The sequence below is a fragment of the Priestia sp. 3CA3 genome, from assembly GCF_056836725.1.
This window is the reverse complement of sequence record NZ_JBXENJ010000002.1, coordinates 669,272-684,019: the sequence shown is the minus strand read 5'-3', so window position 1 is coordinate 684,019 and position 14,748 is coordinate 669,272. Positions and strand designations below refer to the sequence as shown.

At 39.6% G+C, this 14,748-nt stretch carries 17 protein-coding genes; 11 read left to right on the top strand and 6 right to left on the bottom strand.

The window, feature by feature from the left end:
• Positions 1–26: 26 nt before the first annotated feature.
• Entirely contained in the window at positions 27–887 is an 861-nt protein-coding gene (locus AC1VNJ_RS08730) for a LysR family transcriptional regulator (protein WP_154991889.1), read from the bottom strand.
• Between the two features lie 338 nt (positions 888–1,225).
• Between AC1VNJ_RS08730 and AC1VNJ_RS08725 the strand changes: the two genes are divergently transcribed.
• Positions 1,226–2,140 carry a DMT family transporter gene (locus tag AC1VNJ_RS08725; RefSeq protein WP_325075115.1) on the top strand — a complete coding sequence of 305 codons (915 nt, stop codon included), beginning with the start codon at positions 1,226–1,228 and terminating at the stop codon, positions 2,138–2,140.
• 48 nt (positions 2,141–2,188) lie between these two features.
• Here AC1VNJ_RS08725 and AC1VNJ_RS08720 read toward each other — a convergent pair whose 3' ends face one another.
• Entirely contained in the window at positions 2,189–2,839 is a 651-nt protein-coding gene (locus AC1VNJ_RS08720; RefSeq protein WP_034267099.1) for a DUF975 family protein, read from the bottom strand.
• A gap of 192 nt (positions 2,840–3,031) precedes the next feature.
• Between AC1VNJ_RS08720 and AC1VNJ_RS08715 the strand changes: the two genes are divergently transcribed.
• Complete coding sequence (locus AC1VNJ_RS08715) at positions 3,032–3,385, top strand: DUF4181 domain-containing protein (protein WP_430155299.1); 354 nt, start codon at positions 3,032–3,034, stop codon at positions 3,383–3,385.
• 299 nt (positions 3,386–3,684) lie between these two features.
• Here AC1VNJ_RS08715 and AC1VNJ_RS08710 read toward each other — a convergent pair whose 3' ends face one another.
• Entirely contained in the window at positions 3,685–4,698 is a 1,014-nt protein-coding gene (locus tag AC1VNJ_RS08710) for a S66 family peptidase (RefSeq protein WP_482640642.1), read from the bottom strand.
• 148 nt (positions 4,699–4,846) lie between these two features.
• On the opposite strand from AC1VNJ_RS08710, the gene AC1VNJ_RS08705 reads away from it, so the two are divergent.
• Together AC1VNJ_RS08705 and AC1VNJ_RS08700 are read left to right on the top strand one after the other, a co-directional pair.
• Complete coding sequence (locus AC1VNJ_RS08705; protein WP_048019395.1) at positions 4,847–5,359, top strand: sigma-70 family RNA polymerase sigma factor; 513 nt, start codon at positions 4,847–4,849, stop codon at positions 5,357–5,359.
• Positions 5,360–5,378: 19 nt separating this feature from the next.
• The gene (locus AC1VNJ_RS08700; protein ID WP_482640641.1) at positions 5,379–6,542 is read left to right on the top strand and encodes a DUF4179 domain-containing protein; all 1,164 of its coding nucleotides are present in this window, start codon (positions 5,379–5,381) and stop codon (positions 6,540–6,542) included.
• Between the two features lie 46 nt (positions 6,543–6,588).
• On the opposite strand, the gene AC1VNJ_RS08695 is transcribed toward AC1VNJ_RS08700, so the two are convergent.
• Positions 6,589–7,008 carry a MarR family winged helix-turn-helix transcriptional regulator gene (locus AC1VNJ_RS08695; protein WP_016765035.1) on the bottom strand — a complete coding sequence of 140 codons (420 nt, stop codon included), beginning with the start codon at positions 7,006–7,008 and terminating at the stop codon, positions 6,589–6,591.
• Positions 7,009–7,151: 143 nt separating this feature from the next.
• On the opposite strand from AC1VNJ_RS08695, the gene AC1VNJ_RS08690 reads away from it, so the two are divergent.
• The 3 genes from AC1VNJ_RS08690 (at position 7,152) to AC1VNJ_RS08680 (ending at position 9,572) form a co-directional block, all read left to right on the top strand.
• On the top strand, positions 7,152–7,499 hold the full coding sequence (locus AC1VNJ_RS08690; RefSeq protein WP_482640640.1) for a DUF6054 family protein: 348 nt from the start codon (positions 7,152–7,154) through the stop codon (positions 7,497–7,499).
• A gap of 204 nt (positions 7,500–7,703) precedes the next feature.
• Entirely contained in the window at positions 7,704–8,087 is a 384-nt protein-coding gene (locus AC1VNJ_RS08685; protein ID WP_482640639.1) for a FixH family protein, read from the top strand.
• 279 nt (positions 8,088–8,366) lie between these two features.
• The gene (locus AC1VNJ_RS08680) at positions 8,367–9,572 is read left to right on the top strand and encodes a hypothetical protein (RefSeq protein ID WP_154991892.1); all 1,206 of its coding nucleotides are present in this window, start codon (positions 8,367–8,369) and stop codon (positions 9,570–9,572) included.
• 140 nt (positions 9,573–9,712) lie between these two features.
• On the opposite strand, the gene AC1VNJ_RS08675 is transcribed toward AC1VNJ_RS08680, so the two are convergent.
• A complete protein-coding gene (locus AC1VNJ_RS08675) occupies positions 9,713–10,093 on the bottom strand; it encodes a VOC family protein (protein ID WP_154991893.1) in 381 nt (126 codons plus the stop codon).
• A gap of 323 nt (positions 10,094–10,416) precedes the next feature.
• Between AC1VNJ_RS08675 and AC1VNJ_RS08670 the strand changes: the two genes are divergently transcribed.
• Positions 10,417–10,584 (top strand): hypothetical protein, encoded by a 168-nt coding sequence (locus tag AC1VNJ_RS08670; protein ID WP_328133050.1) that lies wholly within the window; start codon positions 10,417–10,419, stop codon positions 10,582–10,584.
• A 342-nt stretch (positions 10,585–10,926) separates the two neighbouring features.
• On the opposite strand, the gene AC1VNJ_RS08665 is transcribed toward AC1VNJ_RS08670, so the two are convergent.
• The gene (locus AC1VNJ_RS08665; protein ID WP_482640638.1) at positions 10,927–11,856 is read right to left on the bottom strand and encodes a DUF3298 and DUF4163 domain-containing protein; all 930 of its coding nucleotides are present in this window, start codon (positions 11,854–11,856) and stop codon (positions 10,927–10,929) included.
• 425 nt (positions 11,857–12,281) lie between these two features.
• On the opposite strand from AC1VNJ_RS08665, the gene AC1VNJ_RS08660 reads away from it, so the two are divergent.
• The 3 genes from AC1VNJ_RS08660 to AC1VNJ_RS08650 are packed head-to-tail and all read left to right on the top strand — an operon-like array spanning position 12,282 to position 14,644.
• The gene (locus tag AC1VNJ_RS08660; protein ID WP_108674805.1) at positions 12,282–12,539 is read left to right on the top strand and encodes a FeoA family protein; all 258 of its coding nucleotides are present in this window, start codon (positions 12,282–12,284) and stop codon (positions 12,537–12,539) included.
• Positions 12,532–13,263 carry a FeoB small GTPase domain-containing protein gene (locus tag AC1VNJ_RS08655; protein ID WP_311264803.1) on the top strand — a complete coding sequence of 244 codons (732 nt, stop codon included), beginning with the start codon at positions 12,532–12,534 and terminating at the stop codon, positions 13,261–13,263. The genes AC1VNJ_RS08660 and AC1VNJ_RS08655 overlap by 8 nt, the downstream gene beginning before the upstream one ends.
• A gap of 13 nt (positions 13,264–13,276) precedes the next feature.
• On the top strand, positions 13,277–14,644 hold the full coding sequence (locus AC1VNJ_RS08650; RefSeq protein WP_482640701.1) for a nucleoside recognition domain-containing protein: 1,368 nt from the start codon (positions 13,277–13,279) through the stop codon (positions 14,642–14,644).
• Positions 14,645–14,748: the final 104 nt, after the last annotated feature.

Here is a 14,748-nt window from a genome sequence, read left to right as displayed (position 1 = left end):
GTGTCCTCCTTAGATGTTTTAATTAGTTAAGATGGAATAAAAGAAATAAACTTTTTAGCCGCGGGGGACAAATAGCTGTTTTCTTTCCATGCGATGCCAATTGTCCTCATGCAGTAGGGCTGAATGACTTTAATCAGTTTGAACGTCGTTTTGTCGAGCGAATGGAGGTCTGGCGTCAGCGTGATGCCAAAACCTGTAGAGACGCACGCTAAAATAGAAGAAAGCTCTTCACCTTCAAAAATAACGCGCGGGCTAAAACCGGCTTGTTCGCAAAACGTATCCATCAGCGTACGAAGCCCGTAGCCTGCTTTATAAGTGACAAAGTGCTCATCTTTTAACGACTTTAAATCAAGCTGATCATACTTAGCTAAAGCGTGATTCCGTGAAACCACGATAAAAAGTTCTTCTTTATAAACGGGTTCAACGTTTATCAGTTTGTCCTCGATCGGAATTAACGATACAAAGCCAATATCTGCTTCGCCGGACTGCAGCATACGGATAATACCGTTTGAGCCCGTTTGAGTTAAACGGTAATCAATGTGAGGGTATTCAGTCTGAAAAGAGTGAATAAGCCCGACCACAAAATCAGATTGAACAAATGCAATCGATAAATGTCCGTATTCAGGATCTGTAAAGTCCTGTAATTCTTGTTTTCCTATTTCAATTTCTTTTAACGCATTTTCCACACGATGAAGAAAAATTTCTCCGTATTTCGTGAGCTTGATATTTCGTCCGATACGTTCAAACAAAGGAACTTCGAGCTCTGCTTCGAGTTTGGCAATCGACCTGCTAAGAGCCGGCTGCGAAATCGCTGCTTGCTCGGCTGCTTTAGAATAGTGCTGAATGCGCGCTAGCGTCTGAAAATACTTTAGCTGATGCCACTCCATAAAACGACTCCTTTAAGCTTTTCTTTGTCGTCTGCCTATTTAGCTTATCTACTTTTTTATATTAAATCTATTACCACTTAGTTATTAAAACTATGCATGAAGGTTATAGATAAAAAACGATATCGTCACTGGGAATCCACTTTATCTTTTTCTGGATTAGCTTATAAATAAGAAAGATAAGCTTTCATAAAAGAAAAGAACAAAATCATTATTTATAACTACTATGCATCGATTACATAAAAAACATGCAATTGAAGCGAGTGAAAAAGAGGCGTAGTATACAAGGAGGAATGAACGCGTGAGTCATTTACATTCATATATGTAGGAGTGGTTGTTGTATGAAACAGTCATCATCTTTTATTAACGGGATTCTTTTAGCTGCTCTTGTACTGATTTGGGGATTAACGTGGCCGGTATCGAAGCTGGCGCTTGGGTATTCATCGCCGATTTTGTTATCTGGCGTGAGGTCATTACTTGCAGGAATTGTATTATTAGCAGTTGCACTGCCACGATATAAACGGCTTCACTGGAAGCAGAACTGGCATAAATACATGGTATCAGGTTTATTTAATGCCATCTTATTCTACGGACTGCAAACGCTCGGACTTATGTTTATGCCAGCGGGTGTCTTCAGCGTGATTGTCTACTTGCAGCCGGTACTCATCGGCATCATTGCATGGCTATGGATTGGAGAAAGCATGAACGCTGTGAAAGTAGGGGGCTTGATTCTTGGGTTTGTAGGCGTAGCTACTATCAGCATGGGGGAATTATCTGCTAATGCTTCAGCCGTTGGAATTATTCTTGCTGTCCTTACAGCGCTGAGCTGGGCGATTGGAACGGTCTATATCAAACGTATTAGCGACAGCGTAGACGGCATTTGGCTTATTACCATTCAAAGTCTTGTCGGCGGAGTGGTTATGACAGCGACAGGCAGTGGAGTAGAAGGGTGGTCTCATATGGTGTGGAATTCATCATATGTGCTGCTGCTTTTATTTTTAGCACTGTTTTCCGTTGCCGTTGCGTGGCTTATTTATTTTCATTTAATCAGCCAAGGAGATGCCAGCAAAGTGGCGTCGTTTAATTTTCTTGTTCCGATTATTTCAATTGTCATTGGAACACTCTTTTTAGACGAACCGTTTACATCGTCACTTCTTGTAGGGTTAGCGCTTATTATTATCAGTATTTATTTAGTGAATAAAAAAGCGAAGAATAAAAAGGCAAGACCTTCTGCTGGAGGAGACCAGGCAGCTTGAAATCACCCATAAAAAAACCGTATTCGCAACTCGAATACGGTTTTTCTTCTATTCAGCAACTTCTGTTTCATTTGCTTTTAGCTTTTCATAGAATACGCCAAGCGAAGTCGTTACATACGGAACAAGCCATAATAACCCGATGCCAAGCGTAATCAAGCTTAAAATTCCCCAGCCGATAAAGCTTAAAACGAGTAAAAAGTAGGTCCACTTGTAGCCGTTCATTAACCGTCTGCTTTCAGTAATAGACTGGTTCACCGAATAATCTGGGTTATCGCGGAATACGTAGTAAGCCTGTGAATAGGCAAGGCTTTTGATGATGCCGGGAATGATTAGTAAAATACTCCACAGCACGGTATAAATAATCGTTAGCAAGTAAAGTCCGAGTGTTCTAAAGTATAATCCCGCAGATGAAAACGAATCAAACACGTTTCCTACACGTACACTTTCTCCTCGCACCAGACGCAATAGTACCCAGTAGTAAGAAAAAAAGAGCGGTACGAGCAGCAGAGATACAATATTAGCTAAGGTAGACTGTGAGTATTCGGTTTCAGACCCGCTTGGAAATCCGTTAACAAGAAAGTCAATAAGTCCTGGAATACCGGCAGCAATTAGATACGTAACGAACGTAAGCAGTACGGCGAATCCCCAGCGGTTTTTCAGCGCTGTGAGTGCACCTTGCTTCACTTCTTTTATTCTCATAACTTGATGTCCCCCTCTAGGTGAGTTTATACAGAGAATTTAACCTGTACATTAGTCAATATATTAGCGATTTTTAAATATATGAATGCTTGCACTAATAAGTTGGATAAAGTTTTTTAGAGACTTGAAATTTATGGAAAGTCCTTTAAAATGGAAGTATAAGGATATTTTAAGTCGGAAGGAGGGACGGAAATGACGCTTGTGTATTTGCTGATTCTGGCAGTCGTTTATATCTTTCTGGATCTTGCCATGCGAAAGAAGCTGAATACAAAGATGAAAAAAAGCTATTGGAGAAGCTTTAAGGGAAGGCGTCCGCTGTTTATCACACTTGAAATGGTGATGCTTGCTGCGTTTTTAGTGCTGATCTTTGTTATACCTCCAGCCTATACCTCCGTTTTTATGTTTCTTTTCTTTTTTTTCCTGTATGTAATTCGAGGATTTGAAGAATGGAAGTTTGAAAGAAAACAAAAAGAGCACTATCACTCGTGGTTTGGTGCAACTTTTTTCTTGTTTGGGACGTTTGTATTACTGATGACAGATATGTAAAACAAGGTTGTGAAACAACGAAATGAATCGAGGTTGATTTCCGTGCAAGACTTCCCTTTCCGCGGCCGGCCGATGAGCCTCCTCGTCGCGAACGCTCCTGCGGGGTCTCACTTGTTCCGCTTTTCCCGCAGGAGTCTTCGTCTTGCCCTCCAATCAACCATTAGAAGCACCTACATATATGAAACAAACCTACGTGCACCATACCCATAAAAAAATCCGAAAGAATTGGATTCTCCATCAAGAATCAAGTTCGTTCGAATCTTCTTTTAATCAAGCTACCTATATATAAGCTTCTTTTTTTACGCAAAGTGTTGAACGACCGTGCCTTTATTCTTCTCTACGTTAACACTCGCGTACGCGCCGTTAATAAGCGTGAGCTGAGGAGGGAGGTGGCCGCAGTCGATTTCATAGACAACAGGAATATGTAAGTCAGAGGCAAGGTCATGATACACATCTTCAGCCGTGTAGGAATCAACGGGTTGATTAGCAATGCTTCTGCCGAATAAAATACCTGAGCAGTTATCAAACCAGCCCGCTAGCTTAAGCTGAAGAAGTGAGCGGCGAAGGTCAGCCGTCGTCAGTTCACAGTTGTCAAAGTACCAAATGACCGGTTCTGAAGGAATATGTTTTTCTCGAAAAGCTTTTACATCTCCAAAAGGAGTTCCTACCAAGTGCCTGATTACGTCAATACATCCTCCGAGCAGGCGTCCTTGGATATGAACGTCGCTTGACGATGTGTGCTTCCAAGCCGTTTGCTCGGTTAAATGAAACACGCATGGTGACGGGTTATCGTGCTGCCATTCTGTTTGATAGCAATCAGAAGAAACTTGAGCTACGCTTTCTCCTTTTTTGGTCGTCAGCACCTGCTGCCACATCGCAGTCGTTGGATCCCAGTATTCTCCGCGTAAATCCACAAAGTTGGTTCCATGAGCCGTTGCAATCCCGGTATTAAGTGTAATAGCCAGCAAAAGAACGCTGGTGTCAGAATAACCAAGAACCCATTTTGCTTTCCATTTTGTAAAGTCGAGATGTTCAAGAATTTCAATCAGCAGCTCGCCTCCCCAAGGCGGGATAACGATATCAATGTTTTCATCAGTAATCATGGCTTGAAGCTCACTTGCACGTTTTTTAGGAGAAGCAGATTTTGCTTTGTGCTGCGTCCACACGGTTTCTCCGGGTATAACAGAAAAACCTTTTTCCTTCATTCGTTCACACGATAAAGAAAACATGGAGTGAAGAGGCTTCGGTACACCGGAAGACGGTGCGGTTACGCCGATGGTTGGGTTAGATGTAAGAAAAGGATAGGTAATCATAGCGGCCTCCTTCAAAGGTTTTAGCTTATTTTACCAGCGAGGGAAATACGGAACAAGCTTATTTTTAATTTAATTTAGGAAGATTGATAGGTTTTGTAAAAAGAATGCGTATTAATAGATGTAAAAGCAAGGAGAAAGGAGCAATGTCATGGAAGATGACTGGATTGTTGGGTGTATAACGCGTAAAAAAGAAAAAGGATTAGAGCTGTTAATTGATCAGTACGGAGGGTTAATTACGGCCATTGTACGCAAGCATTTAGGCACGCTCAAAAGCTATGAAGAAGAATGTGTAAATGACGTATTGTTAGCGGTGTGGCATCATATTCACCGCTTTGATTCGGAGAAAAATACGTTTAAAAACTGGGTTGCGGCTGTTGCGAAGTACAAAGCCATTGACTATCAGCGCAAATACATAAAAACGCAGCACGAAGCGCTTGGCGAAGCGGAGTTCGGTGAAACATCAGGAGTTCATAACGTTCAAACAAATGACGTGGAAGAACTTTTAGGTCACTTAAGTGAAGGAGACCGCGAGCTGTTTAAAGCGTATTACTTACAGGAAATCGAGCTGAAGCAAATTGCGAAAAAACAAGAGACCACCATCAGCAATTTATACAACCGGCTGTCGCGCGGACGAAAAAAGTTAAAAGCCATTTTTAAATAAGAAATAAGGAGGGACAAAGATGAAAAATCAGTACGACTTTTTAAATGGATCTTCTGTAGACTTTGATGAATATGAAGAAATTGAGCTAACGGCAAGCGAGAAAAAACGAATGAAAAAGCGCTTAAAACGTGAAATAAAGCCAGCGCGGAAAAAAGCGCGTCCGCTAATTGCCGCTGCGGTGCTGCTGCTTGCTGTAACGCCTGTGATGATACAAAATGAAACGGTATGGGCATCGGCTGTGCGAATCAGTCAGCAACTCGGTCAGCAAATTGAGCTGCTTATGAACAAGCCTGAAGGCAGTTTGAACAGCTATAAAAAAGCGGTAAATGAAACGGCAACGGACCAAGGTATTGAAGTAAAAGTAAATGAACTAATGCTTGATGACGGACAGGTGCTGCTTGGGCTGACGATCAGCGCAGATGAAATTAGAAGAACCGCACTAGGACTTAACCAAAACGCGCCAATTCGACCGGGAGAGCTGCGCGTAAAAATTGGCAATATGTCGTTTTTTGATTCCGCTTCAAGTATTAGAGAGGAACCAATCAAAAACAAAGACGGAAGCTGGGACTATCTGTACGCTTTAAAATTAACGCAAGCGGACACGGACGGAGACGGGGAAATTGATGTTGAAGGCTACAGCGTGCTAGATCACATTGATCCGAATAAAAACTATCAAATCAGCGCGCAGTTCACGAGCCTCGAATTTGAAAAGAATCCTGGTCAGACGAAAAGCGGGAACTACCGGGATTCGTACGGAGAAATTAAAGGGAATTGGACGGTTCATACAAGCGTAAACGGCTCAAAAATCATTGCTGATACTAAAGTGTATCCGTTAAACAAGGAAATTCCGATTAGCGAAAAGGGAATAGAAGGCGTATTGTCTATTAAAGAAGTTCGCGTATCGCCTGTTTCGATTAAAATGCACTATACGTTTACATCATCAAACGGAAGCATCCGAGGCGGAACGGATGTTGGTGTAGACATAAAAGATCAAAATGGAAGAAATCTTTCTGAAAGCGGCAGTGGAGGAGGAACAGACACAGTGATAGAGATGGACGGAGAGTACCGAAATGATAAGGACGTCACTATGCTTCGATTTATTCCGTATGTAAGTGATCACGAAAAAGACTGGTCAAAAGACTTAACTTCAGACGCCTTTAATTTGAAGGTAAATGACAACTAACACAAATAAAAACCAGAGGCCTGCTTAGCGGGCATCTGGTTTTTTATTAAATATCCATTTTATTTAACAAGCGAAGAAACGTCTGTAATTCTTCATCCGTAAAATGGCTAAGCTTTTCACCGTATTCTTTAGTGAGCACTTTTTCCATTTCTTCTGCAAACGCTTTTCCTTTATCCGTAATCGATAAGTAGACAACGCGGCGGTCTTTTTGACTTCGTACGCGCGTGACAAATTCTCTTTCCATGAGACGGTCGCTGACGCACGTCATGCTGCTGTTTGAGATGTGCATATGCTCGGCAATCTCAGAAACGATATGATTGCCTTCTTTATACAGCAGGCGAAGCGCTAAAAATTCATTTAAAGGAATATATGATTTTAAAGTGGGGATAACCGACAGCTGCATTTTTTTCGTTTGGTTTCGCATCGTGGAAACCACATTTTGGATAAGTTGATCTCGTGTATTCATAGAGGTTGTATGCTCCTTTTTCCGTTCAAACAATTCTTTTTCTTTTCTATTGTACCATATTGTACATAAAGAGAAGCGGCAGGTTTTTTAGAGGGAAAAAGAGAAGTAGTAGGTATCTGTTGCGATAGAAAGGGGCTTGAGTGATGGGAAAGGTAATTGAATTTAAAACGACGCTGCTTCCTTTTGATGGAGCAAAAAAGCTTGTGAACGCAAATAATTCCGAAAGTGACTTATTATACAAGGAATATTATGATCTCGGAGACGGTAAGCAGATGTGTACGCTTGTGTTTGAACGCTATTTTTTTCGCACCGGCGGCAGAGGATCATTAACCATTATTCTAGAAAATGTGTCGGGTCCAAACAAAGTAAAGTGTATTCCTTCTGGAAGCGCAGAAGGGATATTAAATATTGATTGGGGAGCAAGCAAAGATTTTGTACGATGGGTCGAAAACGCACTGTCTGCTTATACCCTAGAAGAACCGCAGAGATAAAGGTAAAGCTGGAGAAGGCAATACGCTTCTTCAGCTTTTTTGTGAAGGAAATGACGATTAGAGAAATGAAAAGATGTAAAAGCTACTGTAGAAATAAGAACTTTATGTGGACAATAAGCAATTTTTCTCTTTTTACCGGATAAATGAGTATAATATGAAATTGCAGGAAGACTTCACATTTACATAACAAAGGAGAACAACATAATGAAAAAACTCACCATCGTATTATTTGTTTTAATGATAGCTATAGTAGGCTGTTCAAAAGGAAATGATTCACGTTCAAAAGAAGTAAAAGGAACGATTGAAGTACCGGAATCCATTCAAGCAAATGAACAAGTCAAGCTTAAAGTCCTTGTGACACAAGGAGATAAAAAAGTAGAAAACGCGGACGACGTACAGTTCCAAGTTGAAAAAGAAGGCTACATCAATCAAGAAATGACAAAAGCACCGCACGAAGGAAAAGGCGTCTACAGCACGGACTATACGTTTAAAGAAGACGGCGAATATATGATTACCGCTCATGTTACGGTAGATGGTGACATGAAAATGTTTACGAAAAAAGTAGAGATAGGTAAGTCTAAAGAGTAGTACCTTATATAGCCATTTAAAAAGAGAATGCCTTGTGCATTCTCTTTTTTTCATAAGGTCGCTTCTTCAATGTCTTTTACCGCCAGCACAAAATGGTTTAATTTTTTAATCATTTCGTTTCTTCCTAGACAGTAAACCAAACGTTAGGAAACTTATGTTAAAATTAGGATAATAACAGTAATCTTATTCAACTAACGGGACAGTCAAGTTGAACAAACCCTTTTTTCTAAAAAAGAATATTCTCTTTCCTTAGGGAATTAACAATTGGGGATGAAAAGAATGAACCATTTTCTGAATCAAATTGCCAAGGACTTAACTAATACGAACTTAGAAAGGTATTGGCCAAATTTTGAACTTGTTGCCTATGCATTGTACGACCAAAACAGTGTATTCCTGTTCAATCATCCTAGGTATAATGACATTCCTCCTAAATCATATGAAATTTTAAAACGGGACGAGCAGTTTGTGGGAAATACGCTTATTCTATTTGATGGCTATCCTACGGCTATTGCTGATATGGAACTGTACGATGACTATGAAGGACTTTTTTCGATATTGGTTCACGAATTATTCCACGGAAATCAATATGTAAAAGGGGAAAAACGCTTTCCTGATGAAACGATGGGAATAACCTATCCCTTAACAAAAGAGAATGTAGAAATTCGAAATCGGGAAAGAAAAAGTCTTTATAATGCATTGATAGAAACTAGTATCAGTAACAAGAAGCAGTATTTGAACGAATTTATCAGCCTAAGGGAAAAAAGGACAGAAGGAATAAAAGAGCATTTAACATATGAAAACTTAATTGAATCTGTTGAAGGACCAGCCTGGTACGTTGAACTAAAGGCTTTTTCAGAAAAATCTTCGCTTCCTAATGATTTGGTTTTAAAAAAATATGGAAAAAATCTAATAGACGTGGTTGAATCCACTTCTAATATAAGGCGCAGCTGTTATAGTTCAGGCTTATTTATGTGTTTGTTGCTGGATGAATTGTTACCTGATTGGAAAGAAAGTTTTTTTGAGGCTAAAACAACACTATTTGAGTTAATTAAAATTCTTGATATTCCCCCTCGAAAACAGGCAATTGAAGAGGTTCAAATAAGCCCGGAAACAGAAGCAGCAGTAAATTTTGCGGTTGAATCAAGGAAGAAAGAACTTGATGAATTCGAAGCACAGATAGGAACCCATCTTTTCATTGAAGGAGAAATCATTGCTTTATCCTTTGATCCGATGAATATTGTTCCTTTGGAAGGCAGGTTATTACATAAAAATTATATAAAAGTAAGGATAATTAACCAAGAATACCTTATTCAACAACCATCTCTTTCCTATTGTGCGGTTGGATTGAAAAATATAAATAAATTACTTATCGTATTACAGGATAAACCATTGGAAACGGGTGATTCACTTTTTATCACTGGTATTGGAGAAATAAAGGGTCAGTATGAAATACAAAAAGATACGATCAATTTGGTTGTTAATTAGATTGTAAGGACGCAGTTTATAAGAAGCGGGGTCCCTTATATAATAAAGAAAACTCGCAAATTTCTACTGCGAGTTTTCTTTTGAGCCTCTATAACATAGCAATAATATTTATGAAAACAGCGTTTTTTAAGAAGGTCGCCTTAATCTACGTAGTTCGACAGCTCAATCAAATTGTAATCAGGATCTCTAATATAAACAGAAACAATAGGCCCTACAGCACCTGTACGTCTGACCGGCCCTTCTTCAATTTCTACATTATGTTTTTGTAAATGATGGATTATGCTTTCGATCTTTTCTTCTGTAATAAAACATAAATCAGCGGAACCCGGAAGAGGGTGATTTGCTTTAGGCTCAAATTCATGCCCTGCTTGATGTAAGTTTATTTTTTGTTCACCAAAACGAAGCGCTACTCTTCCTTCTCCGAACGTTTCTTTTTGCATGCCTAAGATAACCGTATAAAAGTGAATGGTTTTTTCAATGTCTTTTACTGTTAACACAAAATGGTCTAATTTTTTAATCATTTCGTTTCCTCCTAACAATGTACACTTTCTTCCTCTGAGGGTAGGGTAAGTACTGGGTGAGATCTGAGAGGTTTTTCTATAAATAAGTATATCATTTGTAAAGTGGAGCATAGCCAGAGACAGCTTTATATTCATTTTTAGTTCAAAAGAGCGTTTTATAAATAGCCTGTTTTAAAATATTATGGTTTTACACAATTAAAGGTTTGTGGAATTTTATGTTAATATTGGATGAAGAGTAGCATTTATTTTAATAACTTATTCGGGAAGATTTGTTGATTAGATGTGTTGAAAATTTAAATACATATATGAATGGAGATGCTCGTATGTCTATGGGGATACTTTCTTTCATCACTTTTGTTATCTGGTTTGTAGTCATTCAAGAGTTTTTAAAACCTGAAAAGAATCAGAGTAACCGAAAAATAATGATGTTAACATCCGCAGGCTCCTTGCTGACGTTAGTTTTGACCATTTCACTTTTTCAAACGCTATAAAAATACCTTAAAAAGCGGTTTTTCGTCTGCTACAAGAAGCGTAATACATGCGGCCCTGAGTTCTTCCGTGGTTGTATGATTTGGTTTTCGGAAAATGATGGGGAAGGGGAGAGTAGAGATTGTGAAGAGGAACTACACATTACTGTTTTATTTTCTGTTTGTATTGTCAATGATAGGCGGTCTAGCGTTAAGAGATACGTTTTCCTATTCAATGATGGTTGGAGGCGGAATAGGGCTCACCTTTCTTTTTTGCTCCGCTTATTCTGCAGAAAAAAAGAAAAAGAAGCATGTGAACTGATGGTTCGCATGCTTCTTTTTTTTATGTTTTTTTGTACGACTATCTTATTTATAAATGGTGGACGGAACTTTAAACGTATGAATGCCGTTAGAATACGGGCCGTACTCATACTCACCAAATATAATGGCAATGCCGCTACTTGTATAGTAAAACTGATCGTCTTTTAAATTTACAGACTTAAATTCATTAACCCAGAACTGAGCACCTTTTTTATTACGCGCAATCATTTCATTCCGGATATAGTTATTAACTTTATTCAACTTCGTATTATTGTTAATAATATCTTTTAAGCTAATTTGTCGAGCTTTTATCAAATCGTAATTGTAAGTATCAATCCAAGCGTTGCCGTGAACGCCGCCAGCGTACGCATCATTCGTAACAGCAACACTTAAAATATTATCTTGGTTGTAAGGTACAGAGTATGTCATATTACGAGAATAAGGACCTGGCGCCCAGCCGTTTTTGCGGTCTTCCTTCTCTTGTTCTTTTAGCTCGTTATGTTCTTTTTGTGCTTCTTTCGCAATGTTTAAGAACTTTCGATTATAGCTAGCCTCAAATGGTTTATTGATAAGACCAGATACCTGAGGGTAACTAATGTTGCTTGCTAAAGATTTCTTCGTAACTGTTACCCCTAAGGCTTGAATTTTGTCAATAGGGGCTTTTTCATACTTAATACTTGATGACTTTTGAGCATACGTACCCTTTGATACCCCATAAAGACCACCAAATTTGCCAGATTCAGAATACACGCGGAATACTTGCCCTTTTGTCACTTTTCTAGCCGCTGCTAACTTGTTGTTTTTAATGTTGTAAAGATTCGTGTTCTTTAAAACGGTAACGCGTCCTATTTGCCCTTTAACCAGTTCCTGATTCCCCCACACGACTTTTGCTTCTGCAACTGTTTGCGGAGCAAGCGGTGAAAATAACAAAGCAAAACCTAAAACAACTGCGCTAACCCTTTTGAACCTTTTCATAAAAGCCCCCTAAAGTGATTTTTGTAGGTTTTAAAACTAATACATACTTTATTTTCCAAAAAAGCTCATTCACTAGTATAGCACAACTTTACATTTTTTTACTTTTATTAATTCCTTTTTACGTAATTATCTTTTGACTTACTTTTATTAGAAAAAATAGACCAGCACTTACCACTTTATGCCTTCAGTAAAAAGAAGAAAAAAGTCAGTTATTTACCCTGGACTAAAAAAGTTTCCTGTGGTAAACTTTCGGTATTATTATAAGTGAAAACTAAAATTTTTAAATAATTGATGCAGACAGGTTCACTTTTCTGCTTAAGCAGAATAGCCTATTACAAATCAACGAGTATATTTTTTTACCTTAAAAGTTGGTCTGATGAAAAAAATATAACCTTGTATAAAAAATAAGAAGGGGTGAAAAATAGATGGCTAGTGTAAAAAATTCTCCGCTGTCTACATTTACGACAGGTGAAACGGTGCAGCTAGAGCGAATTGAAATTGAAGGTGCCTTAAAGCGCCGCTTGTTAGATTTAGGGTTTATTCCAGGAGCCATCATCAAAGTGCTTCAAAAAAGCCCGTTAGGAGATCCTGTTGCTTATCAAGTCAGTCATACAACGATTGGTCTCAGAAAAGAAGAAAGCTCAAAAATTTATGTGAAAAAAGTAGGTGACGACGTTGAGTGAGTATCGCATTGCATTAGCAGGAAATCCGAACACGGGAAAGAGTACGTTATTTAACGGATTAACCGGTCTTAAGCAGCACACGGGAAACTGGACGGGAAAAACCGTAGCCAAAGCAGAAGGGACGTTTGAACATCACGAGCAGCTCTACACAATCGTCGATCTGCCTGGAACGTATTCACTTTATTCAAACTCGGCGGACGAAGAAGTAGCGCGCGATTATATTTTATTTGAAAGACCTGACGTGACGGTTGTTGTGGTGGATGCAACGGCGATGGAACGAAATCTTAATCTAGCCCTGCAGGTAATGGAAATGACGGAAAACGTCGTGATTTGTGTGAACTTAATGGATGAAGCAAAGAAAAAAGGAATTGTGATTAACGAAAAAAAGCTTGCTGAATCGTTAGGGGTACCGGTTGTGCCTATATCAGCACGTAATAAAAAAGGCATTACGAATTTGCTGGATGCGATTGAAGGAGTCGTGCGCGGGGAAGTAAAGCTTACTCCTTACCAGGTGCAGTATACAAAAGAAATTGAAGCGTCACTAAAGGAGCTAGAACCTCAAGTTGCTTCTATTGTGGGAAATCAATTTCCTCTCCGCTGGATTGCTTTACGGGTTCTTGATGGAGACACGTCGTTTTTAGAAACGATTCAGCAGCATCAGCAGCAAGATATCAGCCACACAGAAAGGAGGAACAGCACATATGGGAAATCCGTTAACTCCTGAAAACTCATTAGCGATGGAACAGCTAACGCGCTATGCGCAGCAGGCAAAAGAAAAAGATCATCGTTCAAATATGGTGGCAAGCATTTATCAGTCTTCACAGCAAATATGTAAAAAAGCCGTTGTATACGAAGATCGTTCAAAGCTTCAGCGAACGGAGAAATTGGATAAAGTCTTCACTTCGCCAATTTGGGGATTTCCCATTATGCTTGGCATTTTATCGGTGATTTTTTACATCACCATAGCAGGCGCAAACGTTCCTTCTGGATTAATTGCAGAAGGGTTTAGCTGGGCAGAAGGATATTTAACAGCTTTCTTTCAAGCGATGCATGCACCAGAATGGCTGCACGGAATTCTTGTATTAGGACTGTTTCGCGGTACGGGTTGGGTCATTAGCGTCATGCTGCCTCCGATGGCTATCTTTTTTCCGGTGTTTGCCCTTTTAGAAAACTACGGCTATTTGCCTCGCGTCGCGTTTAATATGGATCGTTTGTTCAAAAGAGCAGGCGCACACGGCAAGCAGTCGCTGACGATGGCAATGGGATTTGGATGTAACGCCGCAGCGATTATGTCGACTCGTATTATTGAATCGCCGCGTGAACGTATGATGGCGATTTTAACGAATAACTTTGTTCCGTGTAACGGCAGATGGCCTACACTGATTTTGTTAGCTTCTTTATTTATGGCAACAGGCTTTACAGGGAGTGCTAAAACTTTCGTAACGGCGCTTGTTGTAGTCGGAACGGTGTTATTTGGGATTGTTGTGACGCTGTTTGTATCATGGGCACTGTCTAAAACGGCGCTGCGTGGAGTACCAACCCACTATACGCTAGAGCTCCCGCCTTACCGTAAGCCAAAATTTGTAGATACAATTGTGCGTGCGACGCTGGATAAATCGCTGTTTGTGTTAAAACGCGCGATTATTGTTGCAGCACCCGCAGCGGTATTAACGTGGGTATTGGCTAATATCTATATTGGCGATACGAGTATTTTAATGCACTTCGTTCAGTTTCTTGATCCGTTTGCCAAGACGCTAGGACTAGACGGGTATATACTAGCTGCTTTTATTATTGGCTTGCCGGCTAATGAAATTGTTGTACCAGTTTTACTAATGGCGTATTTATCAACAGGCTCATTAATTGAAATTGAAGATGCAACTCGACTGAAACAAATTTTCCTTGATCACCACTGGACGTGGCTAACGGCTCTTAATATGATGCTGTTTTCGCTTCTGCATTTTCCGTGCGGAACCACGCTTGTGAACATTTATAAAGAAACCAAAAATGTTAAGTGGACGTTTCTTGCTTTTGCGATTCCAACAGTGATTGCGATTGGCGTTACGTTTGCGGTTGCTCAAGTCGTAAAAGCGTTGAACCTTATTTAAATATGAAATAAACGTGCAGGGCTTTGCGAAAAGTCCTGTATTTTTTATGAGTAGTCAATGAGATAAAGAGTATGATAGGGTGAACTTGATTGCTATTTGTTAGG